A 22,956-nucleotide genomic window follows, 5' to 3' on the forward strand; every position below is an offset into this window, starting at 1 on the left:
ATGATTGTTTGGCGTGGTAAAGGTTTACTCGTTGTACTTGCTTTATTTATTGGAGGAGCTGTCTCCAACCTTGCTATTTATGTCCTTCATTTTAATGCCACAAATCGAGTTCATGGCTTTCTGATGGGGATCATGTTCAGCCTATTTACAGCAGCTACAAATTATTTATTAACAAAAAAATTTGTTTCAGATGAAGTTCGTTATCTTATTGATGAAGAGACAGGGCAACGAATTGCTTACCGTGATTCTTCTTCTTTCATGTTTATTCCCAATCGCTATTGGACCTGGATCTTCTTAGGTTTATCCCTCATTCCATTATTAGTGTCCTTCATCAATTAATAAAAAAATTTCAGTATCTAAGGTACTGAAATTTTTTATTTTAACGTATCTATCAATGAATCAGCAAGTTCCTATCGGTAACTTTTTCTCTTGCTTACCAGAGATTGATAGCTTCTGTTTATTGGACTAAGAGGCTACTTCCATCTTCATTTTAGCTTCTTTCACTACTTGCTCTAGACTTATTTGTGCCATTTCTTTTTCCATGGCTAACTGAATCTCTTTGAGTTTTCCATCAAGCACTCCATGAATATTATTTCCAATCGGACAGGCTGGATTTGGATGCTCGTGAAAGCCAAATAATTGACCTGTCTTCCCAAGGCACTCTACCGCTCGATAAACATCTAGTAAGGTAATAGTTTCCAACTCTTTTGCCATCTCAGCCCCACCAGTTCCCCGCGCCACATGGATTAATCCAGCCTTTTTTAGTTGAGACAAGGTCTTTCGAATAATGACCGGATTCACACCAACACTTTCAGCAATCATATCACTGGTCACTTTAGTGCAATCTCCTTTTAAGGCAATCATGACTAATACATGGGTTCCAATCGTAAAACGGCTTGAAATTTGCATTGATTCTCCTCTCTTTCCTACAGAATAGTCCATCCTCCACTGATGAGAAATCCATCAATCACGAACAATTTCAGTTCTTCCATTGAATCTATTATACCCTTATTTGTTGTAATGTCAACTGTTACACTAATTAAAATAATCTCTTAACCAAGCATCTACTTCTGCATTGTGCCCTTCTCGTTCAGCAATTTCATACAGAAGCTCATGATTATGGGTATGGTGGATCCCATTAACTAAACTTTCAACGTAGACTTGGTAGTAGGGAAGCCTCAGGTCTCTAGCCAATTTCAGTTCTTTTTCCACACCGTAATCCACTCGTCTCAGATCTACATTCTTTAGACCTTTCTCATCAAATTCCATTATGGCATACATGGCCCGGAGGTCTTTTCGAAGATTGGCCTGTAAAAAGAAGGGTTGTCCAATGGAACCCGGATTCACTATCAACTCTCCTCCACTTCCATATCGAAAAAATTGTTGATGGATATGACCATAGATAGCGATATCACAAGCGGGATTCGTTACTAGCCGATCAAAATTTTTCTGGTCTCCTACATGAATCAATTCCCGTCCCCAGTTTTTGTCCGGCAAATGATGGGTAATCCCAACTCTTAACCCTGAAACTTCTCGATGCACTTGCATGGGCAGGCTTTTCATGGCCTCTATTTCTTCTGGGCTAACTTCTTCTAAGATATATTGACAATGGCGTATCAAATAGCGATGGCTAGCCCTTGATGGATCCAACAATCCCTTCATCGCTCTCCACAAGCTATCCTCCCAATTTCCAAGAATCTTAACTGTTATGGGGAGCTCTCCTAAAAGTTCTAAAAGGTAACGCCTACCTGTCCCCGGCATGAGGACATCCCCTAACAGCCAATATTCCTCCACGTTAGCTCTTTTGGCATCTTCGAGCACAGCCTCTAAAGCTGTTGTATTTCCATGAATATCTGAAAGCAAAGCAATTTTTGTCATCTATTTTCTCCTCCTTTCATTATACCAAAGCTCTAAAAAACTTCCACCCAAGAGTAGAAGTTTCGTGATTGATACATGGAAAGAGAGCCTCATTTCTTACTCGACTGATTTTAATGCTTCCAGCATATCAACCTTGCGGAGATGATGATTGACGAAAACTCCTAGTAGAGCCAAAATGGTGGTCACACTAAGAACCGGATAGAGATAGACTCCGAGACTCACCTTGGGATAAAATAGAATGGAATCTGGAGCTACCATCGCAATTAAGAAGCGATGAAGATAAAAACCACCCAATAAGCCAGTCGCTATTCCAACCATGGATAGGAGAATGGTCTCCCGATAAATGTAGAGGGTCACTTCTTTATTATGAAACCCAAGAACTTTGATGGTAGACAGCTCACGAATCCGTTCTGCTAAATTGATATTGGTTAAATTGTATAAAATGACAATGGCCAATAATATCGAAACGACTACCAAAATCATCATGGTATTGTTCAGAGATTGAGCAACTGAGTTAAAGAGTGAAATCAAAGAAGCATTTTGCGTCACTCCTTTCACTGCGGCAAGACCCATTAAGGACTCGCTGACCGATTGGATGGATTCCTTCGAGCTATCCTTCAATGCAAGCAAGTAGCTATTGCTTGAAGGGATTGTCCCGAAAACACTTTGATAGGTCGTGTTATCCATATAGATATAATGCCCGACATAATTCTCTGCAATGCCTGCAACCTTAATTTTGTGACCATCAAGGAGCAATACATCTCCTATTTTAACCTTAGCCAGTTGGGCAAGTTTGCTCGTAATCACAGCTCCTTTGGTCAGAGTCAACTTAGCGTGATCGTCTTCAGAGCGTAAGTCCACAAAAGGAGCAAAAGTCTCCCGATCCGTCACCATGAGAGTTAGGGTCTGCTTCCCTCGAGTTCCTTTATAAGAGGCTTCAAAAGCCTTGATATAAATCGCTTCAAGATCTTGGATATCTGACTGATGCAATCGTTTCTTTAAAGCCTTCTGCTCCTTAGGGGAGGCATTGGACTTGTTAGACAGGATAATTTCATACTTGAAAATCTGATCAAATTGACGGCCCGAAACTCCACTAACAGATGATTGGATGCCAAGGCCTGCAAATAATAGGGCCACTGAGCCCGCTACTCCAAAAATAGTCATCACCATCCGCTGCTTATAGCGAAAAATGTTGCGGGCTGTCACCTTTTGTGTAAAGCTAAGACGCTTCCAGATAAACCTTAAATTTTCCAATAGAATCTTGGAACCTGAGACTGGCGGTTTCGGAAGCAAAAGTACACTAGCTTCTTCTTTTAATTCTTTACGAGCCACTAGATAAGCAGGGAGAACGCTCGAAATCAAGGAAAGTCCTAAGGCTAATAAACTATAGTTCCAATAAAAATAGGCTTTACTTCTACCAACAACCATTCCTTGAGTAATGATTTTTGACATCACTCCTGATAAGTAATAGTGACCAAGTAGAGTTCCAATAATAGTTCCAAGAGTGCCTGCTACAAAACCGTAAATAACAAATTTTGACAAAATATCGTTGGTTCGATAACCGAGCGCTTTAAAAATCCCAGCATTCCCTCGTTCTTCATCCACAAAACGAGTCATCGTCGTAAAGGTTACCATAGCTGCTACTGCGTAGAGCACCACTGGAAAAATATTCCCCACCGCAGCAATACTAGCACTCGCATTGCTGTACATGAGATATCCCTGCCCTCCCGGCATGGTCTTACGATCATAGATGTGGTAGCTCGGCTGCACAAGCTTCTCTAGATTTAACTTAGCCTGAACGAGTTCTTCCTCTTTCTCAGAAAGCTCCTTCTCTCCCTTTTGAATCTCTACCACCCGCTGATTTACTTGCTCTTGAGCTTGATCCAGTTGAGCTTGTCTCTTGCCCAACAATTTTTGAGGCAGGAGGCCAGATAGTTTTTCGAACGATGCTCTTTCTTGTTTCAGTTGACTTTGAGCGTGGAGGATTTCTTCCTTAGCTGTCCCTATCTTACTTTTTGCACTTACAAGCTCCTTTTCTCCCTTTTGAATCTCTTGGCTAGCAACTGCTTTTAGTCGTTGATAACGTTGCTCTCCATTGTCTTTCAATTGTTTTTCCAAGTCCTGCTGATGGTCTTCCAATCGCTTTTGGTAAGTAGACGTAAATGGATCTACCTTCTCTAAATCCTTAAACCGAAGTCGAGCTAAGCTATATACTTCCGTATCAAAGATATCCTTAGAAACCACTCCATAAGCCGTTAAAGAGCCACTCCCGCTAGTAGCAGTTCCCAAATCTTTCTCAGACCATAGATCAGAAGAATTGACAAAGCCAACAATAGTGAATTGATGTTTCGTTAAAATAGATGGAGCCCCTGATTTTTCTTCAAAGCTAATGGACTCGCCTATTTTATACCATTTAGCCCAGTGGCTTGCTAGGGCTATCTCGTTTTCTTTTTGAGGAAGACGCCCTGAAGTCAACCTAAAAAGCGAAATCTCACTAGGCTTAGAAAAAAGACGGACAGCTCCTTTCTTGCCTTTCACCGTCACATCTGTTAGATGGGAAAATTCGACTTGAGTGTTTTTCAGCTCCTTTAATTCCTTTTGATCCGCTTTATCTAGCCCGAGGTCGCCCAAAACTTCCAGGTCCATCATTTTTTGTTGGCTCATATAGCGGTTGGCTGTTCGGGTCATATTGGGTGGTGTAACCTTTAGCCCCACAAGAGCTAAACTTCCCAGCATCATCAAGGTTAGAATCGATAGAAAGCGCCCCTTTGATCTCGTGAAGGAGCTTACAATATCCTTCCAATAAACTGTTCGCTTCATAAGAAGAACCTCCCTCTAATACTCTAAAGTATCAATATCTTGAGGAGAAGGGTTTAGACGAATCTCTTTCACCCCGGCATCATGCATGTGAATAACCCGATCTGCAATGGGAGCTAAGGAAGCATTGTGGGTTACAATAATTACCGTTGCTCCTTTAGCGTGAGACATTTCTTGAAGAATCTTAAGGACCTGTTTACCTGTTTGGTAATCTAAGGCTCCAGTCGGTTCATCGCAGAGTAAAATCTTTGGATTTTTCGCAACTGCCCGAGCAATAGCTACCCTTTGCTGTTCACCTCCAGACAATTGAGCAGGAAAATTGTTCATCCGATTACCTAAGCCAACTTCGATTAATACCTGTTCGGGATTGAGTGCATCCGCTACAATTTCAGAAGCCAATTCAACATTCTCTTTTGCCGTCAAGTTAGGCACTAGGTTATAGAATTGGAAAACAAAACCGACATCATCCCTTCGATAGTTGGTGCGCTGATGAGAATTGAATTGAGCAATGTCAATCCCATCAATAAAGACCTGGCCTTCATCATTGGTATCCATTCCACCTAAAATATTTAGGACCGTTGATTTCCCAGCTCCAGATGCACCAAGAATGATCACCAATTCTCCCTTTTCAATTTCAAAACTAACATCTTTGTTGGCAATGATTTCGGTATCACCTGTCTGATAGCGTTTAGAACTATTCTTCATTTCTATGTAGGCCATCTTTCTTACTCCTTCGCCTCCACTTTCTATTCCCATTATAGTCCTTTTTACAAAGAAGACCAAGCAAAACTCTACTTGCTTACACTTGAATCACAGACTAAATGAAGAATCATGTAAAAGGGGCCTCTGATTTATTTTTAAAAAACTCCTCTATTCTTATCTCTCCCTCAAACTCCTCATTTTTATCCCCTTACAAAAAAGAACGAATAAGAATTCGTCTCGCTTCAATTAGTTACTCTTTTACTGATACTTTTCTATGGATACCCATCTATGCTTCTTTGTTCGTTATTCATTTCCTATTGCCAACTCATTTCTTATGTCATGGGAAAATGGACTGTCTACTAATAAATCCGCATCGTTAAACAGTTTTTATAAAGCCTTATAGATACAGTGTTTTCTTAACTTGATCTCGTTTATATAAAATTCCCTTTTAGTTTTCTTATGGGAAAAATTTTTATAAAAAAACGAGAAAACGTTTGCAAAACTATCGATTTTAAGCGTTTTTTATTGTACAATTGTACTATAATTTTATTCCGTTGATGGATTTCATAATTTTCTGTATAATGTGATAGTCATAAAATTAAAACTATTTAAAAATCAAAGTATGAAGGAGGAAACATGACAAGAAGAAAAAGACAAACAAATTCAAAAAAATCAATTCGGTCCGCTCTTTCTCGTTTGCTTCTTAGTCAGTCATTTGATACCATTACCATTAGTCAATTAACCAAAGAAGCTGGGATCAACCGAGGAACTTTTTACCTCCACTACGTAGACAAGCAAGATATGTTCCGTCAAATGAAATCCGATTTGTTAAAAGAATTAGAAGGATTATTTGCGACGAGTCCCAGTGAAAAAGCAAACTTTCTCGCTTCTCTCCAATACATTCAAGATAATTACGATTTCATTTACGCTCTGATGCAGATGGACTACAATCAATTTCACCATTTAATGAAGAATTTTACCTTGCGTCTTCTTGATCAGACTCCGAATGCCCAAAAACATATTGTCCGTGACTTCCAGGTACCCTACAAGTATGCTATTGAAATATTTACTGCTACCATCGAAGCTGTCCTGACAAAATGGTTAGCCACTGGTGCAAAAGAAGATCCAATTGAAATCGCAACTGTTATTTTAAGTGTTTCTGATTTTACCAATTGGAACCAACCTTTGAATAAATAGTTTAAGGTAGATTTTTCCAACTAAAGGCCTTATTGGCTCATACTCCCTGAGGACCATGTCCTCTCTTTTTTTTTGGTCTAAGCAAACCAACCATCTGTTAGCCACTCTAAACCCGCTCCTTTACTAATTAAAACGAGACAGAGAACGTTACCAAAACGAACTTATTCGCATGATTTCTTGGAAATGATTCACATTTTAACTATTTTTAGCTATAATGATAGTATCAAGCAAATAAGAAACAGAGGATTATTTATGAAAAAGAAAAACCTTCTTTTGCCAATTTTGCTACTTGCTCCTGCTTTTTTAGCTTCTCAAGTGGCTGCTGATGAACTAGGTAGTGCACCAGAATCTAGTCTAGAAGTTGCTCCTGCTACTGCTCAAGGAGACGATGCCCCTGCTAGCTCTGCAACAGCTGACGCCCCTACCGAAGTAAGCGCTACGAGTCTTCAAGCTGATTTACCTGAAACTAATATTATCCATACCAACGATGTTCACGGTCGTATCGTTGAAGAAAAAGGGGTAATTGGGGACGCTAAATTGGCTGCCGTCATCGAAGAAGAACGAGCTAAAAATCCTGCTACCTTAGTAGTAGATGCGGGGGATGCCTTCCAGGGCTTACCTATTTCCAATAGTTCTAAGGGAGAGGAACGGGCCAAAATCTTAAATGAGATGGCATACGACGCCATGGCTGTCGGAAACCATGAGTTTGACTTTGGTCTAGATGAAGTGAAAAAATACAAAGAAATTTTGAAGTTCCCACTCCTCAGTTCCAATACCTATATAAATGGTGCTCGCTTATTTGAAGCTTCTACCATTGTCGATAAGGACAAAAATGTGGAAGGTGATGAATTTGTTGTCATTGGTGTTACCACTCCTGAAACAGCAACTAAAACTCATCCTAAAAATGTCCAAGGGGTAACCTTCACAGAACCAATTAAAGAAGTCACAAGTGTCATCGATGAAATCGAGGCACGGGCTGCGGCTGAAGGTAAGAACTACAAACATTATGTGGTCTTGGCACACTTAGGAGTCGACACAACCACTCCTGTAGAATGGCGTGGATCATCCCTTGCTGAAGCTCTGTCAAAAAATCCTAAACTAAAAGGAAAACGAGTTACAGTCATTGACGGTCACTCTCATACGGTTCAATCTACTACATATGGCGACAATGTAACTTATAACCAAACGGGTAGCTACTTGAACAATATTGGTAAGGTCACTTATAAGGCCAACCAATTGCTTGGAGACCCTCAACAAATCTCAGCAGCCAGTGTCAAAAATGTTGCACCAAATGCAAAAGTAGCAGCCATGGTCCAAAAAATCAAGGAAGCATACGAAGCTGAAAATGCTAAAGTAGTTCGCGAAAATAGCCCAGTAGAGTTAAACGGACAACGTGAAAATGTCCGTGTTCGCGAAACCAACCTTGGAAATGTTGTGGCCGATGCCCTCTATGAATACGGTCAAACTGGCTTTAGCCACAAGACAAACCTTGCTGTTACCAACGGTGGTGGTTTGCGTGAAACAATTGTTAAGGACAAACCAATCACAAAAGGAAATGTCATTGCCGTTCTTCCATTCGGTAATACGATTTCTCAAATCAAGGTAACTGGTCAAAACATTGCTGATATGTTTGCTAAGTCTCTAGGATCTATCTTGCAAGAAAAAGATGGCAAACCTGTTTTAGATGAAAATGGTCAACCACTCCTTGAACCAAGCGGTGGCTTCCTTCAAGTTTCTGGTGCTAAGGTGTATTACGATACCACCCTACCAACTGAAAAACGCATTCTCCATATCGAAATTAAGAATCCTGAAACAGGAAAATACGAAACACTCGACCTTGCGAAAGACTACTATTTGACAACAAACGACTTCTTAGCCGCTGGAGGAGATGGATATACCATGTTAGGTGGAGCTCGTGAAGAAGGACCTTCTATGGATGTAGCTTTTGCAGACTACCTAGCAAAAGCAGACTTAACCACTTATGCAGAGATTAACCCTAATTCTCGGACTATCTCAGTATCTGCTACAAAAGATTCTGACGGTGATGGCGTAACCGACATTGAGGAAATCAAGAAAGGGACTGACCCAGCCAATCCTAAATCATACCCTGGCAGCAATGACCAAGCAAGTAAGCCAGTCGATCAGACAACTGGTCAATGGGGACAAAGCTACATTCCTAGTCACTCAACTGGTCAGGGGGGACAAAGATATATTCCTAGTTACTCAAATAAGGAATCAACTGCTCCATCAACCGAAACAGAACCAAGCTCCAACAAGAGTGCTAAAGAAGTTGAAGTAGCAGTCACTACTTATCACTTGCCAGTGTCTGTTTCAAAAACATTTACACCATCACAAGCTAAATTGCCTGAAACAGGTGCAAAAAACTCACCAGCCTTCTTGATGATGGCCATCTTCACCGCCTTTCTAGGGTTCTTCGGCTTGAAGAAAAAAGAAGAAAACTAAGGTAAAGTCTTAAAGAACCATAAAAAAGCTTAGAATCAACGTTTTCCCAACGTGATTCTAAGCTTTTTTCTTGTAGTGACGATTTTCTATCCCTTTTCCTTATTTGATGAACCTTTCTTTAGCAAGTTTAAATCAGGTGATTTCTTGGTAAAGAGAAGAACTTCTACAAAGGTCCCAACTTGGACTGCAAAGAGGAGACCAACTAAAATGTTAATTCGATGATCTGTTTCATAGAATGGGGAGTTCCATAAGAAGTGATTCGCCACCGTGGAAACCACACACCAGAGGCCAAAGAGCTTTTCTTTTTGCTTGGTGCACTGAGATAAAAGAAGAAAGGCTCCAACAGATACAACGGCTGTATAAACTGCATGAGAAGCTAAACCACCAGAAATACGATTAATGGCTTCCGTAACAGCCGAAAGGTCGCTAGATCGTGTTTGGCGAGCAACATAGCCGAGATCCTCAATCATTTGGAAACCAAGACCTGATCCAAAGCCTGCAATTAAAATAGATTTCAAATCTTTCCGCCCCAGAATGATGAGGAGCCAAAATGCCACCAAGGCCTTAAAAAATTCTTCTGCAAAAGGGGCTGTTAAAGCATCCGTCCAGTTATTAAAGGTACTTACATCCTTAATCAAATGACTATTTAAATGATCGATTAGGCTATTCCCTGAAAAACTTAACCAACCAGCTATAAAAGCACCCCCAAACATGGTAGCCCACAAGACAAGGAGCGGAACATCCAGTCTTTTTGAAAGACGTTTGATAAAGAGATAGAGAGGAATGACAATAACTGCTAAAACAGCAACATTTAAAACAAGGTCTCTTCCATTTGCTTGGCTAAACTCTTGTTGGGAGAGAAAGCCCAATTCAAACTCCATACCAATCCCCGCTAAAAGCAAAAATAGGTACAACAATATCCGTTGAAACTTATTCATCCTTCTTTCCTCCCTTTGCTTGTTTTGATTGAACTAGGAAGACCCCAATTCCCACGACGGTCACTAGAACTAACCCAATCACGAAAAGATAATCGTAGTCAAACGGAACTAAATTCATTTTTTCTTCATAGGTTGCATCTTCTGCATCATTTAAATCCTGAAGTTCCCCTTTTCCATATTCATTGACTACCTTCTCTTCTGCCTCTTTTCGAATTTCTTGTAGGCGTTCGAAAGTCTGCTCAGCCCGTTTCATGCTCTCTTCCGTAGCTTTTAGACTAGCTTCAGCCGGTTGAGATGCGAGGGCAATCTGTTCTTGATCACTGATTTCTTGCTCAGCCATCCATTGAGATTCTAAGCGTTCCATTTCGGTACGGATGGCTCCATCTCCAAACAAATCAGGATATTTGGCAACTAAATCATTAATTCTAGACATGGTCCAATACCAAGACTGGGGATTATATGCTGTCCCTAATTCTTGATAGGCTTGGTAGGTATTGGTGATATTTCCATAGTATGGAAGATAAGGAGCATTTCGTGGACTTCCCATCGCTAACCACATAGTTCCCCCACCAGCACTATCAGGAACATTGTCCTTTAATTGGAAAATATGGGCTTCCATAACATTGGGATTCGAAATTGGGTATTTATAGACTTCATCAAACTTCCCTTTTTCTGGGATCCCTTTTCCATCTAATTCCATTTGATCTTGTGGTTTGAAGTCTGTTCCTTCCAACCGATTGCGTTGGAGATTCATCGCATCTCGTAGTGTCAATTTCCGATCCGTTGTATGCATCAAGTCAAAATAGTCGTCATCATACTGAACATCCGCACTAGGATCTAAAGACTTAATCCCTGACCAAACCCGAGAACGGTCTGCCTCATGCAAAGGGGGATTGTAGGATTGAGATACATGAAATTGGCCATCGATTTCTTTATAGGATCCTGCATCACGGGCAACTTTTTCAACATCCTTGGATGCAATCGTCCGTTCTTTATTTGTAAAATCTACATGTCCTAAGAAGAAGGTATTTGGAAAGACAGCATAGCGATCTTCTGGGAAGAGAATCGCTACATATTGGTGACCAGAAAGGATTTCCATGTACCAGATGCCTTCCTTGTCTGCAATCGTTACAATATTACCTTCTGCAGCGCCTTTTTCTTCCACAATTTTTGCAATTAGTTCGACTCCTTCACGAGCCGTTTTGACACTCGGAAGAACAACACTAGTGAGAGCAGACTCGGCCAAGCCGTCTTCTACATAAGGATCGACTTTTTGAATCTTATCATTCGCAGAAGCAGAAACGGTTGCAGAGATGGATACCCCATGTTCATTAAATCCAGCTTCATCAAATACACCCTGTTCAGGTGTGACATCAGGTACTGCTGTGTATTTATAACTCACTTCTGGTAGGCTGTAAGTAAAGCCATTGGTGGCATCTTTAAAGACCGAACCTTGCTTATTGTAGGTTCGTTCTCTAACCACAAAGTTCTTATTGTGGTTCGGTTCTAAGTCCTCCGTACGTCCGTACAAAGCATTCCCATCTGCTGTTAATTTTTTTCCGATGATAAAACCTGTACAGGCCTCTACCGGTTGGGCAAAGAGGAAGAGAGCAGTGATCAAGCCCAAGGCTGATCGAGCATAACGTTTCTTCATATTGAACTCCTTTAACTAAATGTAAACCGTATAACCTATCTTAGTATACCCTTTTAGACCAGATTTTGGCAAGCGCTTTCACTAGTTGTAATCAATTAGTAATCTATCTGATAATTATTTGACTTTCAAATTATTATCCAACCTTCTCTATCTAATTGCACAATAAAAAAGCTTAGAAATTCTTCCAAACTTTTTCCCTAACGCCGCTTTTCTTTTAAGAAAGAATCAAACTCGCCACAAGGGGACTAACAAAGACATACATGACTCCAGTAATCCCGATTGCTAAACCACCCATTGCGCCTGCGACTTGTCCATAATTGAAAGCTGTCCCCGTTCCAACAGCATGTCCAGTCCCCCCAAGGGCCAAACCAATGGCAACAGGATCTTCTACTTTTAGGAATTTAAGAATGGTTGGCCCTAGGACACTTGTCAGGATACCTGTCGCTACAACGACAACCAGGGTAATGGTAGTCATTCCCTGCATTTTTTCAGCAATCCCCACTGCCATGGCCGTTGTAACAGACTTAGGAAATAGGGAAATAGCTAGAAAGTACTTCATCCCAAAAAGTTTAGCCAAGACAGCTGTGAAAACTGTATTGACCACTACTGCTAGAAAACTACTTAAAAGAATACTCTTGGCATGGTGCTTCATCAAATGGAAACTCTTGTACAAGGGGATTCCCAGGACGACCGTTGAGGGCACAATCAAATTACTGAGGTAGGTCCCACCAATATTGTATGCTTTATAGGATATCCCTGTCACCTTCAAGAAGGTAATGACTAAGACTGTCGCAACTAAGAGGGGTGTCGTGATCGGATGGGGAAAACGACGAAAAATCATCATCCCAATCAGATAGGCAAAGACCGATAGAGAAATCCCAAAGAGAGGATTAGACCACAAACTTTCCATCATTTTTTTCCTCCTTTATAATCCCCCTCATACCGAGTCTTGATAAAACCGACGACTAAAGCAATGAGGGTTACATTGATGATGATAGCCCCTAAAATAATCAACACGATGGGCAATAAATGAGGCTGGATGACATCAAACTTATCCATAATCCCAACCGCTGGAGGTAAAAATAAAATCGTCATATTGGCTAAGAGAAAAGATCCGACCAGATTCACATGGCGGATACGAAGCCATTTCAACTGCAAGCACAGAAATAAAATCAGTAGACCAATAATACTACCTGGAATTGGCAAATGAAAGAGGGTCGATATCCCTTCCCCAATCAAAGAGATGGTAAAGATAATCATCAGTTGAACATAGAGTTTCACGCGCTTCTCCTCAAAATTCTTGAAAGATACACTAACAGTCTACTCCTTTTCTGTAAAAAATCAAGTATTTACAGAAGGTTTTCAGACATAAAAAAACAAGGACGACTGTAAGGGTCTCCTTGTCTAGAGAGCTATTTATTTTTTCTTTGCTAACATGGTCGCAAAGCGTAAGGCAATCCGATTGCCATGTTCATCACGTCGGTGCAGATGACCTGGATTCTCATTGTATTTAATGAGTTCCCAATCCTTGTAATAGTCAGCTAGCTCGCCTTCCTTAAATGTAAAGGAGAAAGGAACCTGACAAGGATAGTCCTCTGTATCCATGGCACAAACGATTAAGTTATAGCCACCTGGATTGGTCTGGTCTTGCATATTTCGAATAATCGCTGGAATGCGGTCCGCTTGCAAGAACATGAGGACAACTGTTGAGACAATCAAGTCATAGGTTTGCGTTAGGGCTGCCGAGTTAATATCATAGAGCCCCACAGTCATTTCCAAATCTTCTTGTTCTACAATACTTTGTAGAATCTCTAGTGCTAATTCATTTTGATCGACTGCTGTCACTTCAAAGCCATGCTGGGCCAAAAAGAGAGCATTTCGTCCTTGTCCACACCCTAAATCCAAGGCTTTCCCTGGAGAAAGGGACTCCATGGCTTCTAGCACTTCCGAATGGACGGGGTTACAATTATATTTTTTGAGGAAGTAATCTTTGGGCTCACAGTAGAATTCCAAGAACCATTCCACATCATCTGTAAGGGCCTCTACACGGTGCCAAGCTTGAGGTTGTGCCATAGGATTATCCGCACCTGCTTCAAAAACATGGCTGGCTACTTCTTCCCCATCTTCTGTCAGCTCGATAAACTTAAGTTTTCCTTTAAGGACAGTAATCTTTCCCCAAGTTCCTATCTTGGTATTGTGCTTTCTTTGGACTGCTTCAGGCATGGTATCCTTGGTCCACAAAGGCATCCGCTTATAGGCAATCAATTTTTCAGGCATCCATCTATTCTCCTTCTTTCTATTTATCTTTATCATACAAAAATTATATGCAAATAACAATAAAAAGAGTGGAATTGCAAGCTTCTTTTGCGAAGACTTCTATTCCACTCTTTTAGAATCTATTTGAGACAGGAAACTGATCTAACAGTCTCTGTCTACTTATTCTTCATTTTCATTCTTTTTTGATTTTTTAAAGTAGAAACCTGCCAAGCCAAATCCTGCAAGAGCTAAAACTCCTAAGACGGCAGATAAACTGCTACTTGAATCACTTGCCTTGCTAGATGATTGACTAGAAGCTGTTTCTTCCTTCTTATCTGTTTCTTTCGATGCATCTTTTTCAGCTTGGGCTGCTGCTACCAGATTGGCCTTGTTGTAGCCGTCATAAACAAAGTCTGCTTCCAAACCTTTTTCTGTACGAATCTTATCTTCCATCTCACTTTCAACTTGTTTGATTTGTTTGAAGATAGTTTCCGCACGTTTAAGAGAGTCACTTGTTACTTCGTCCGCAGTAGCTTTTGCTTGGTCATCAGTGAGTCCACTATATTTTTGATCCAAAGCCGCTTGTTCCTTGATCCAGCCTTCTTCCATTTCTTTCCACTTCTCTTGGATGCTGTTGCCAAAGAGGTCTGGGTATTTCATGACCATTTGGTCAATATGCCAAACAGCCCAATACCAAGAAGTTGGATCGTATTTGGCAGAGCGAACTTTGAATGGTCCATAGGTATCATTGACAATACCATAGAATGGCACATAAGGCGTGTTCCGGCTTTGAGCGAGTCCCAACCAAACGACACCACCAAATGGAGTTGGCAAGTCCTTCTTAATTTGGTATACGTGGGCGTTAATGACGTTTTCATTTCCCAAAGCATATTTGTATTTATTGGTATCGACTTCTTTACCTGGTTCCACCAAGTCATCTGGTGTGTATTGTTTGAGGTGTTCGAACCGGTTCCGTTGTTCAGCGAAAACATCTTCTAGGCTATATTTCTTAGAAGGATCTGTTGGTTTGCGTAAGAGGTCAAAGTGTTTGTCATCATATTTGACGTCTGCTTTAGGATCCATCAAGGTAATTCCTGCATAGGTCCGTGAACGGTTGCGTTCTGTGTATTCATCTGGACCATAAGAATCTGCAATATGGAATTTTCCATCCTTATCTGTCTTATAATGGTCTGCCTTCTTGGCAATCTTTTCAACATCTTTAGAAGCGATAACATTTTCTTTGTCTGTTAAATCAACATGACCAAGATAATAGGTATTAGCGAAAATGGCATAACGATCTTGAGGGAATTTAATAGCTACATATTGATGCCCAGATAAGATTTCCATGTACCATAATTCATTCTTATCAGCTACAACAATAATATTCCCTTCAGCAGAACCTTTTTCATCGAGAACCTTGGCAACCAACTCAATTCCTTCGCGAGCTGTTTTCACACGTGGGAGAACCAAGTCTACCATAGCAGCTTCAGCCAAGCCATTTTTCACTAGCGGATCTGCTTCTAAAATCTTATCATGAGGAGTTGCAGATACTGTTGAGGTCATGGAAACACCAGCTTCGTTAAATCCGTGTGCCCCAAAGTTCCCGTTAGAACCATCTCCATGCGCCGCATCATAAGTTGCTGTATATTTCATTTCATGACTCAAGTGCGGATAAGCAAAACCGTTAGATTCATCCTCTAACATGTCCCCGTCTTTATAATCTTTGGCAGGCACTACTTCATAGGTTTTGTTGTGGCGTCCGCCATCAGGGGCATAAGGATAGTCTTCTGTCCGACCAAAGAGCATAGATCCATCGGTCGTTAGATCTTTCCCTACGATAAAAGCTGAACAAGCCTGAGCTACTTGAACAGGAAGCAAGGCAACTACCATCAGTGCAAACATTAGTTTGACCAGAAATTTTCTCATAGTCGATCTCCTTTTTGACTACAAAAGAGGCTAGAAAATGATATTCAAGCCGACGAAAAACAACTATACCAACGCTACCTATAGTATACTCTTAACCTTATAAAAATGCAAGCGGTTTCAAAAAAAGAAAAAGAAAAGTAGGAACCGGTAAAACACTTTTGTTCTAGATGTCCCTACTTGTTCTTTAACGCGTATTATACTGTTTCATCACACGAGCAATATCACGATTTTGCTCTCGACGTTTAATGGATTCACGTTTATCATAATCATGTTTCCCTTTGGCTAACCCAAGCAAGAGTTTAGCATAGCCATCTTTAAGGTAAACCTTGAGGGGAACTAAGGTCATCCCTGTTCCCTTTGTCTCTTGCTCCAATTTTTGAATCTGCTTCTTATGGAGCAAGAGTTTGCGACGACGTTCCGGATCCTGGTTCCAAATATTGCCTTCCTCATAGGGAGCAATATGGACATTGCTGAGCCAGACTTCACCATTCTTGACTTGGGCAAATCCATCCTTGAGGTTAATGCGAGCTGCGCGAACACTCTTGATTTCCGTCCCCGTTAGGACCATGCCAGCTTCAATGGTGTCAACAATCGTATAATCGTGTCTTGCTTTCTTATTTTGTGCGACGACCTTTCCCTCGCCCTTTGCCATGCTTAGCTCCTTTCTTAGCAACTTCTTTGTAAAATGGTTTCTTATTCTTTTTCTTCTTGTCTTTTGGAGAATGCTTACGCTTGGTATCTCTAAAGCCTCCTTGCTTTCGCTCTTCTTTCTTGGAAGGAGGGCGCTTAGAGGTCCCATTCCGATCTTTACGTCTCGATGCTTTATTGCCTTTTTCAATCAGATCCAGCTCACTAGGGATATAAGAGAAATCAATCTCGCCAGTCATCTTATCCGCTCTTTCAACCCTGATTCGGATCTCTTGACCGACACGGAAAGTGACACCTGATTTTTCCCCTCGCAAGGTCAAATCACGCTCATTAAAATGATAAAAACCCGGTAAGGTGGTGATGTGGATCAAACCTTCTACGGTATTTGGCAATTCAACAAAGAGACCAAACTTGACGACACTGGACACCAGAGCATCGTACTCTTCGCCAACATACTCTTCCATATACTCTGCCTTCTTCATGGCTTCTACTTCTCGCTCCGCATCAATAGCGCGGCGTTCCCGACTAGAGGATTGGCTAGCAATATCTGGAATGACCTGTTCAAAATGACTAGCTACTTCAGAATCCTTCCCATACTCTCGCACCATGCGGTGGACTAATAAGTCTGGATACCGGCGAATCGGACTGGTAAAGTGAGTATAGAACTCAGCTGCTAACCCATAGTGCCCATGGTTGTGCTCAGAATAACGCGCTTGCTGCATGGAACGAAGCAACATCATGGACAAGACATCAGCATAAGGTTCCCCTTCTACTCTCTTCATAATGTCCTGCAAGGTTTCCTGACTCATGGAACTAGCTGTCCCATAAATAGGAAGGCCAAAGCTAGCGGCATAATCGATAAACTTTTGCACCTTCTCTGCTTTGGGTTCTTCGTGAATCCGGTAAATAAAGGGAAGTTTTCGTTTGGCAAAGTGCTCAGCCACTGTCTCATTGGCAATCAGCATGAAAGATTCAATCATCCGTTCTGCAATTCCCCGTTGACGCAAGACGATGTCGACTGGTTTTCCTTGAGGATTGACTAGGATTTTAGCTTCACTGGTATCAAAGTTAAGAGCCCCTCGTTTTTCCCGCATTCCTTCTAAGATCTGATGAAGACCAACCATGGCTTCGATACTTGGAACAATAGCTTGATATTCCTCACGCTTCTCTTGGTCTCCCGCAATGATCTCATTGACATCACTATAGGTCATACGGAAAGTCGTTTTAATGACCGTTTGGGTAATCTGATAACGAAGGACCCGACCACGCTCGTCAATCTCCATAATGGCTGATTGAGTTAAGCGATCCACTTGAGGGTTTAGGGAACAAATCCCATTGGATAACCGCTCTGGTAACATGGGAACAACTCGATCGGTTACATAGACAGAAGTCGCACGGTTGAGAGCTTCCTTGTCCAAGGCAGAACCTTCGGTTACATAATAAGAGACATCGGCTATGTGAACTCCTAGTTCGAAATTCCCACCTTCCAAGCGCTTAATATGAACCGCATCATCCAAGTCCTTGGCATCGGCACCATCAATCGTAAAGATGATTTCATCTCGAAGGTCCAAACGTCCTTCAAAATCCTTCTCAGATGGCTGATCTGGAATGTTCTCTGCTTCTTTGAGGACTGCTTCTGGAAATTCTGAGACAATATCCATAGACTCTAAGACTTCCAATACATCGATTCCAGGGTCTGTTACATGTCCAACCACATCTTGTACAGAGGCCACAAAGTAATTGTGCTTCCGACTCGGATACTGATCAATAGCAACCTTGAGAACTTCTGTCCCCTCCAATTGCAGGGCTGGCTTTTTCACATAAATGCGTTGGCTAATCTTTTGATTCTTTGAAACGATGTAGCCAGCATACTTGGGCTTTTCTTCATCCAGAACGATTTGACCAACGACCGTTTGGAGACTATGCTCCAAGACATCAATGATTTTTCCCTCTGCCGCAGTTCCCTTTTGACGATCCGCTACCTTGGTGATGACAACCTCAACTGTATCCCCATCAATGGCATGGTTGATATCATTTCGTCCGATAAAGAGGTCCTCTTCTTCTCCTTCGAGACTAACAAAACCGAAGCCACTTTTATGGGCATGAAAAATGCCTTTCACAGTAATGGTCCCTTTTGGTTTCGCATCAAGGAGACATAAAAAGCCATTTTCTTCAAAGGTCAAATGACGACGTCGCTCCATCAGCGAAATGGTCTTAATCAGTTCACGAAAACCTTTGGCGTCTGTAGTCCCAATGGCTTGGGCCAACTGGTCAACTTGAGCTTTCCCCTCCTGTTTTAAATAATCAATAATTCTACTTTTCATATTTTGTGCTGGATAGCCAGCCTCCTTTATTTTCTTTCTTTTAGAGGGATTTCTTTGTAAGTTACAATCACCCTATCACACAACTCATAGATGAAAAAATAGGCAAAGACAATGTCTAAGCCTATCTTATTTACTGGATAATACCATTAAAATCATCGCAATGAGTAACCAAAGGAAAATCATAACCCCTGTCATTCGTTGCATGACCGCTTCGAATCCACGAGCTTTTGAACGTTCGAACAAATCATTTGAACTAGCATCAAATACGTTGCTTGATTGATTTTTAGTTGGTTGCATAAAGATAGCGATAATAATTAATACAGATAGTACCAATAAAATAGTAATCAACGGTTTAGTCATAATTAAAAAACTCCTTAAAATCTTATCTATTTTATCATAAAAATCATTTTGTTTCAAGATGTAATGTCACTTTTCTTTCTTTAGGACAATACTTCAGAACTTCAATTTTTTCAGGGTGGGTCTTCATATTTTTACTTGTCAAATAATTCTGACTGCCACAACTCGTGCAAGTTAGTTGTACTTTAATGCGCACTGATTTCTCTCACTTTCAAATACTTTCTAAAGATGAATAAAAGGAAGGCCAAATCTATAAAGGCTAGGATAGCAGTCCCATAGAATACCCAATGGTAATTGACATGCATGGCAATACTAGAGCCCATCATGGGACCAAGAACTCCCCCAACATAAAAGAAGAGTTGGTTGTAACTAAAAATCCGAGAAATTCCTTCCTTGGGAGTCATGCGGTTTAAGAGAGCCGTCACTCCAGGCATTAAGGCTCCTGTCCCAATTCCAAATAGGAAACGAAGAAGGCCTAATTGAAAAGGGGTCTGAGCAAGGGCACAGAAGATATAGAGGATCCCACTATAGAGAAGGGCTAAAAGTAAGAGGCGATGGTTGCCAATTTTATCTCCGAGCTTTCCCATCCATCCCGATGTCAGGATACTGGAAATCCCCATAGCTGATACAATCAAGCCAGAGACAAAAATAATATTGTCACTCTGACCAAGCTCCCGTACATAAAGTGGAAGAATGGGAGAAATAGATTGGCCTATCATCTGGATGGTCATACTGGTCAAAAAAAGACCCAGTAAAATGTCCTTATGCTGGATAGAAGCCAGTAAATCCCAGCTTGAAAGATGCTCCTCCTTCGATATTTGTTGGTAGTCTTCCTCAATGCCCCACCAAGTCAAGACAGAGACGAGAAAGAGGAAAAAACCAACGAGGAGAAAGACGTTCCGCATGCCAAATTGCTCCGCAATCAATCCACCCAATAAAGGCCCCATTAAGGTACCGGCAACGGTTCCGGTCGACAAGGTTCCCAGAGCATATCCAGATTGATTCTTTGGCACCTGACTGGCAATGAGAGCCGTACTGTTAGGAACAAAGCCCGAAAAGACACCATTTAATAAGCGTAGGAGCAACAACCAAAAGACGGAAGGGACAAAAGCAATTCCTCCCATGGTCATGGTCATGGCAATCGAGGCTCTCAACATCATAGGTTTCCGACCATAACGGTCCGCCAAACTCCCCCAGATTGGGGCCATTAGAGCGGAAGTCAAAGAGGAGGAGGCGACTGCAATCCCAGCATAAAAAGGAACAGCTGGACCTTTTACCCCCAACTCCTCCACAAATAGAGCCATAAAAGGGACTACCAACGAGAGACTGGCACCTACGAAAAAACAGCCAATCCAGGCAATAAAAAGATTTTTACGCCAATTGATTTCCAGTGAAATAGGATCATCTTCTTTCTATTTGTTCTAAAGCTCGATCAATTTGCTGATAGAGACGATCACGCTTGCTATTGTTATCGATCACGAGATTGACAAAAGCTTTTTTCTCATCTAGAGGCATCTGGGCTACCAAACGATCCCGCGCCTGTACCTCCGTTAGAGCATTTCTTTCCATTAGACGTTGCAACTGGGTATCTTCCGTCACATAGACCAGCCAAACTTGGTCAAACCAATCCAGATATCCCTGCTCGATTAACAAGGGGATATCCATGAAAAAGAGGTCTTCTGTTTTAGCTAAGCGATCCCGTTCTCGCGCCAGAGCTTTGCGAATCATTTCGCCTTGTACTTGGTTGGACCAGGCAATCTCTTTCTGGCTTGAAAAGATGCGTTGAGCCAGAGCAGGACGATTCAAGTCTCCAGTATCTAGGAGGATGTCCCTTCCAAAATGCTCTACTAAAGCTCGATAGAGTTCTCCACCTGGTGCCTGCAAGTCATGGACCACTCGATCAGCATCAATGACAGGATAACCTTTTTCTTTCAAATAGGAGGTGACAGTGGACTTTCCTGAAGCAATCCCTCCTGTTAATCCAATGATTCTTGCCATCTAGTTCTCCTTTTGACAGTGCGGGCAAAAATGGGTTCCGCGTCCTCCCAGCTGGATTTTCTCAATCGGTGTCCCGCAGCGCAAACAAGGCTGACCTGTCTTTCCATAGACTTGGTGTTGATCTTGCATGGTGCCATCCTCTCCAAAAGCATTGCTGTAAGAGCGAATAGTGGAGCCACCTTTTTCGACAGCCTGAGCTAATACAGCGATTGTTTCCTTTCGGATAGCTTTGGCTTCTCTAGCAGTCAAGCTTTGACTCAAACGATCTGGATGAACCTTGGCTCGATAGAGGACCTCATCTACATAGATATTTCCCAGACCTGCCACCAATTTTTGGTCCAAAAGAGCTGATTTAATGGGTTTCTTTGATTTACTAAGAGCTGTTTGGAAGGCTGGCCCTTTAAAATCCGCTTCTGTCGGCTCTGGACCAATTTTTTTCGCCAAAAAATAGCTGTCTACAAGCTCAGGTACTAAGACTTCCATGGTTCCAAACTTGCGGACATCTTCATAGACAAGGGTGCTGCCATCAGTAAAATAAAAGAAGACATGGGCGTGCTTGCGAAAAGGGACTTCGTCTGGATAAAAGAAATACTTGCCTTCCATACGTAAATGCGAGATCAAAACCAAATCCGTCAAATAAAACAAGAGGTATTTCCCGCGGCGCCCCATGGCCCGAATTTCTTGACCTGGGAGATCTTGACGAAAAGCATCCAGATCCGTCTGAATCATCTTGGGATACTTTACTTCAACTGATTGGATGGTCTTCCCAAGAATTAATTTCTCAAGCCCACGTCTTACGGTTTCAACTTCTGGTAATTCAGGCATAGAACTCCTTTCAAAAACAAGAAGCAGGCTTCTGCCCACCTCTTCTTAGTATTCTTTTTCGTTATAACCGAAATCGGCAAGGTCCAATTTCTTATCTCGCCAATTTTTCTTGACCTTGACCCAGGTTTCTAGGAAGACCTTGTCCCCTAGCATCAGCTCGATATCCTTACGCGCAAGGGTTCCAATCTTCTTGAGCATGGCGCCACCTTTTCCGATGATGATCCCTTTTTGGCTATCGCGTTCCACCATGATGGTCGCACGGATATGAACCTTATCTGTTTCTTCATCCCGCTTCATAGAATCCACCACTACGGCAACAGAGTGGGGAATTTCTTCACGCGTCAAGTGCAAGACCTTTTCACGGATCATTTCAGAGACCAAGAAACGCTCTGGATGGTCAGTAATCTGATCAGCAGGGAAATATTGGAAACCTTCTTCCAAGTTTTCGCTCAAAATATCAATCAAACGCGAAACATTGTTTCCTTGAAGGGCTGAAATCGGCACAATTTCCTTGAAGTCCATCTGACTACGGAAATCATCGATTTGCGCCAAAAGTTGGTCTGGATGGACCTTGTCGATCTTATTAACCACAAGGATGACGGGCACCTTGGCTGCCTTGAGGCGTTCGATGATCATATCATCACCCTTGCCCCGTGGTTCATCTGCTGGTACCATAAAGAGAACCGTATCGACTTCTCGAAGGGTACTATAGGCCGACTCTACCATGAAGTCACCAAGAGCTGTCTTGGGTTTGTGAATCCCTGGGGTATCGATAAAGACAATCTGTTCCTTATCGGTCGTGTAGATTCCCATAATCTTGTTGCGCGTTGTCTGCGCCTTGTCACTCATGATGGCAATCTTTTGCCCCATGACATGATTTAAAAATGTTGACTTCCCAACATTGGGACGTCCTAAAATGGCTACAAAGCCTGATTTAAATGTCATAATATCCTTTCATGAGGGAACCACTCCC

21 protein-coding genes are annotated in these 22,956 nt (G+C 41.7%); 3 read left to right on the plus strand and 18 right to left on the minus strand.

Annotated elements, in window-relative coordinates; translation table 11 throughout:
• Complete coding sequence (locus tag E5S68_RS04990) at positions 1–339, plus strand: hypothetical protein (protein ID WP_135782599.1); 339 nt, start codon at positions 1–3, stop codon at positions 337–339.
• Positions 340–465: 126 nt separating this feature from the next.
• Here E5S68_RS04990 and E5S68_RS04995 read toward each other — a convergent pair whose 3' ends face one another.
• The 4 genes from E5S68_RS04995 to E5S68_RS05010 form a co-directional block, all read right to left on the minus strand.
• Positions 466–909 (minus strand): Rrf2 family transcriptional regulator, encoded by a 444-nt coding sequence (locus tag E5S68_RS04995; protein ID WP_135782600.1) that lies wholly within the window; start codon positions 907–909, stop codon positions 466–468.
• A gap of 126 nt (positions 910–1,035) precedes the next feature.
• A complete protein-coding gene (locus E5S68_RS05000) occupies positions 1,036–1,878 on the minus strand; it encodes a metallophosphoesterase family protein (protein WP_135782601.1) in 843 nt (280 codons plus the stop codon).
• A gap of 96 nt (positions 1,879–1,974) precedes the next feature.
• Complete coding sequence (locus E5S68_RS05005) at positions 1,975–4,698, minus strand: ABC transporter permease (protein WP_135782602.1); 2,724 nt, start codon at positions 4,696–4,698, stop codon at positions 1,975–1,977.
• Positions 4,699–4,713: 15 nt separating this feature from the next.
• A complete protein-coding gene (locus tag E5S68_RS05010) occupies positions 4,714–5,415 on the minus strand; it encodes an ABC transporter ATP-binding protein (RefSeq protein ID WP_135782603.1) in 702 nt (233 codons plus the stop codon).
• A 618-nt stretch (positions 5,416–6,033) separates the two neighbouring features.
• Between E5S68_RS05010 and E5S68_RS05015 the strand changes: the two genes are divergently transcribed.
• Together E5S68_RS05015 and nt5e are read left to right on the plus strand one after the other, a co-directional pair.
• On the plus strand, positions 6,034–6,594 hold the full coding sequence (locus E5S68_RS05015; RefSeq protein ID WP_135782604.1) for a TetR/AcrR family transcriptional regulator: 561 nt from the start codon (positions 6,034–6,036) through the stop codon (positions 6,592–6,594).
• 252 nt (positions 6,595–6,846) lie between these two features.
• Positions 6,847–9,057 (plus strand): cell surface ecto-5'-nucleotidase Nt5e, encoded by a 2,211-nt coding sequence (nt5e, locus tag E5S68_RS05020; RefSeq protein WP_135782605.1) that lies wholly within the window; start codon positions 6,847–6,849, stop codon positions 9,055–9,057.
• Positions 9,058–9,143: 86 nt separating this feature from the next.
• Here the strand turns inward: nt5e and E5S68_RS05025 are convergent, their stop codons facing one another.
• From E5S68_RS05025 to era, 14 genes are all read right to left on the minus strand, one after another.
• Entirely contained in the window at positions 9,144–9,995 is an 852-nt protein-coding gene (locus E5S68_RS05025) for a PrsW family intramembrane metalloprotease (RefSeq protein WP_135782606.1), read from the minus strand.
• Positions 9,988–11,649, minus strand: a complete 1,662-nt coding sequence (locus tag E5S68_RS05030) for a C69 family dipeptidase (RefSeq protein ID WP_135782607.1) — start codon at positions 11,647–11,649, stop codon at positions 9,988–9,990. The genes E5S68_RS05025 and E5S68_RS05030 overlap by 8 nt, the downstream gene beginning before the upstream one ends.
• A 214-nt stretch (positions 11,650–11,863) precedes the next feature.
• On the minus strand, positions 11,864–12,559 hold the full coding sequence (locus tag E5S68_RS05035; protein WP_135783100.1) for an LrgB family protein: 696 nt from the start codon (positions 12,557–12,559) through the stop codon (positions 11,864–11,866).
• A complete protein-coding gene (locus E5S68_RS05040; protein WP_135782608.1) occupies positions 12,559–12,930 on the minus strand; it encodes a CidA/LrgA family protein in 372 nt (123 codons plus the stop codon). Before E5S68_RS05040 ends, E5S68_RS05035 begins: the two co-directional genes overlap by 1 nt.
• A 135-nt stretch (positions 12,931–13,065) precedes the next feature.
• The gene (gene tehB / locus E5S68_RS05045; RefSeq protein WP_135782609.1) at positions 13,066–13,926 is read right to left on the minus strand and encodes an SAM-dependent methyltransferase TehB; all 861 of its coding nucleotides are present in this window, start codon (positions 13,924–13,926) and stop codon (positions 13,066–13,068) included.
• Positions 13,927–14,085: 159 nt separating this feature from the next.
• On the minus strand, positions 14,086–15,831 hold the full coding sequence (locus E5S68_RS05050) for a C69 family dipeptidase (protein ID WP_135782610.1): 1,746 nt from the start codon (positions 15,829–15,831) through the stop codon (positions 14,086–14,088).
• 184 nt (positions 15,832–16,015) lie between these two features.
• Positions 16,016–16,483, minus strand: a complete 468-nt coding sequence (smpB, locus tag E5S68_RS05055) for an SsrA-binding protein SmpB (protein ID WP_135782611.1) — start codon at positions 16,481–16,483, stop codon at positions 16,016–16,018.
• Positions 16,446–18,803, minus strand: a complete 2,358-nt coding sequence (gene rnr, locus E5S68_RS05060; RefSeq protein WP_135782612.1) for a ribonuclease R — start codon at positions 18,801–18,803, stop codon at positions 16,446–16,448. The genes smpB and rnr overlap by 38 nt, the downstream gene beginning before the upstream one ends.
• Positions 18,804–18,929: 126 nt before the next feature.
• Positions 18,930–19,163 (minus strand): preprotein translocase subunit SecG, encoded by a 234-nt coding sequence (secG, locus tag E5S68_RS05065; RefSeq protein ID WP_135782613.1) that lies wholly within the window; start codon positions 19,161–19,163, stop codon positions 18,930–18,932.
• A 43-nt stretch (positions 19,164–19,206) separates the two neighbouring features.
• Entirely contained in the window at positions 19,207–19,356 is a 150-nt protein-coding gene (rpmG, locus tag E5S68_RS05070; RefSeq protein WP_081453577.1) for a 50S ribosomal protein L33, read from the minus strand.
• Positions 19,346–20,545, minus strand: coding sequence for a multidrug efflux MFS transporter (locus E5S68_RS05075; RefSeq protein ID WP_279635620.1), 1,200 nt, complete (start codon positions 20,543–20,545; stop codon positions 19,346–19,348). The genes rpmG and E5S68_RS05075 overlap by 11 nt, the downstream gene beginning before the upstream one ends.
• 16 nt (positions 20,546–20,561) lie before the next feature.
• Positions 20,562–21,158 (minus strand): dephospho-CoA kinase, encoded by a 597-nt coding sequence (gene coaE / locus E5S68_RS05080; protein WP_135782615.1) that lies wholly within the window; start codon positions 21,156–21,158, stop codon positions 20,562–20,564.
• Positions 21,159–21,983: a DNA-formamidopyrimidine glycosylase gene (mutM, locus tag E5S68_RS05085; RefSeq protein ID WP_135782616.1), complete on the minus strand. Its 825-nt coding sequence runs from the start codon at positions 21,981–21,983 to the stop codon at positions 21,159–21,161.
• A gap of 45 nt (positions 21,984–22,028) precedes the next feature.
• Positions 22,029–22,928 (minus strand): GTPase Era, encoded by a 900-nt coding sequence (era, locus tag E5S68_RS05090; protein WP_135782617.1) that lies wholly within the window; start codon positions 22,926–22,928, stop codon positions 22,029–22,031.
• Positions 22,929–22,956: the final 28 nt, after the last annotated feature.

The sequence above is a fragment of the Streptococcus rubneri genome, assembly GCF_004785935.1.
GTDB classification, from domain to species: Bacteria; Bacillota; Bacilli; order Lactobacillales; family Streptococcaceae; genus Streptococcus; species Streptococcus rubneri.

Excerpts from the sequence above, each read along its gene's own strand:
- E5S68_RS04990 (WP_135782599.1), top strand. The coding sequence starts at position 1 with ATGATTGTTTGGCGTGGTAAAGGTTTACTCGTTGTACTTGCTTTATTT.
- E5S68_RS04995 (WP_135782600.1), bottom strand. The coding sequence starts at position 909 with ATGCAAATTTCAAGCCGTTTTACGATTGGAACCCATGTATTAGTCATG.
- E5S68_RS05000 (WP_135782601.1), bottom strand. The coding sequence starts at position 1,878 with ATGACAAAAATTGCTTTGCTTTCAGATATTCATGGAAATACAACAGCT.
- E5S68_RS05005 (WP_135782602.1), bottom strand. The coding sequence starts at position 4,698 with ATGAAGCGAACAGTTTATTGGAAGGATATTGTAAGCTCCTTCACGAGA.
- E5S68_RS05010 (WP_135782603.1), bottom strand. The coding sequence starts at position 5,415 with ATGGCCTACATAGAAATGAAGAATAGTTCTAAACGCTATCAGACAGGT.
- E5S68_RS05015 (WP_135782604.1), top strand. The coding sequence starts at position 6,034 with ATGACAAGAAGAAAAAGACAAACAAATTCAAAAAAATCAATTCGGTCC.
- nt5e (WP_135782605.1), top strand. The coding sequence starts at position 6,847 with ATGAAAAAGAAAAACCTTCTTTTGCCAATTTTGCTACTTGCTCCTGCT.
- E5S68_RS05025 (WP_135782606.1), bottom strand. The coding sequence starts at position 9,995 with ATGAATAAGTTTCAACGGATATTGTTGTACCTATTTTTGCTTTTAGCG.
- E5S68_RS05030 (WP_135782607.1), bottom strand. The coding sequence starts at position 11,649 with ATGAAGAAACGTTATGCTCGATCAGCCTTGGGCTTGATCACTGCTCTC.
- E5S68_RS05035 (WP_135783100.1), bottom strand. The coding sequence starts at position 12,559 with ATGGAAAGTTTGTGGTCTAATCCTCTCTTTGGGATTTCTCTATCGGTC.
- tehB (WP_135782609.1), bottom strand. The coding sequence starts at position 13,926 with ATGCCTGAAAAATTGATTGCCTATAAGCGGATGCCTTTGTGGACCAAG.
- E5S68_RS05050 (WP_135782610.1), bottom strand. The coding sequence starts at position 15,831 with ATGAGAAAATTTCTGGTCAAACTAATGTTTGCACTGATGGTAGTTGCC.
- smpB (WP_135782611.1), bottom strand. The coding sequence starts at position 16,483 with ATGGCAAAGGGCGAGGGAAAGGTCGTCGCACAAAATAAGAAAGCAAGA.
- rnr (WP_135782612.1), bottom strand. The coding sequence starts at position 18,803 with ATGAAAAGTAGAATTATTGATTATTTAAAACAGGAGGGGAAAGCTCAA.
- secG (WP_135782613.1), bottom strand. The coding sequence starts at position 19,163 with ATGACTAAACCGTTGATTACTATTTTATTGGTACTATCTGTATTAATT.
- coaE (WP_135782615.1), bottom strand. The coding sequence starts at position 21,158 with ATGGCAAGAATCATTGGATTAACAGGAGGGATTGCTTCAGGAAAGTCC.
- mutM (WP_135782616.1), bottom strand. The coding sequence starts at position 21,983 with ATGCCTGAATTACCAGAAGTTGAAACCGTAAGACGTGGGCTTGAGAAA.
- era (WP_135782617.1), bottom strand. The coding sequence starts at position 22,928 with ATGACATTTAAATCAGGCTTTGTAGCCATTTTAGGACGTCCCAATGTT.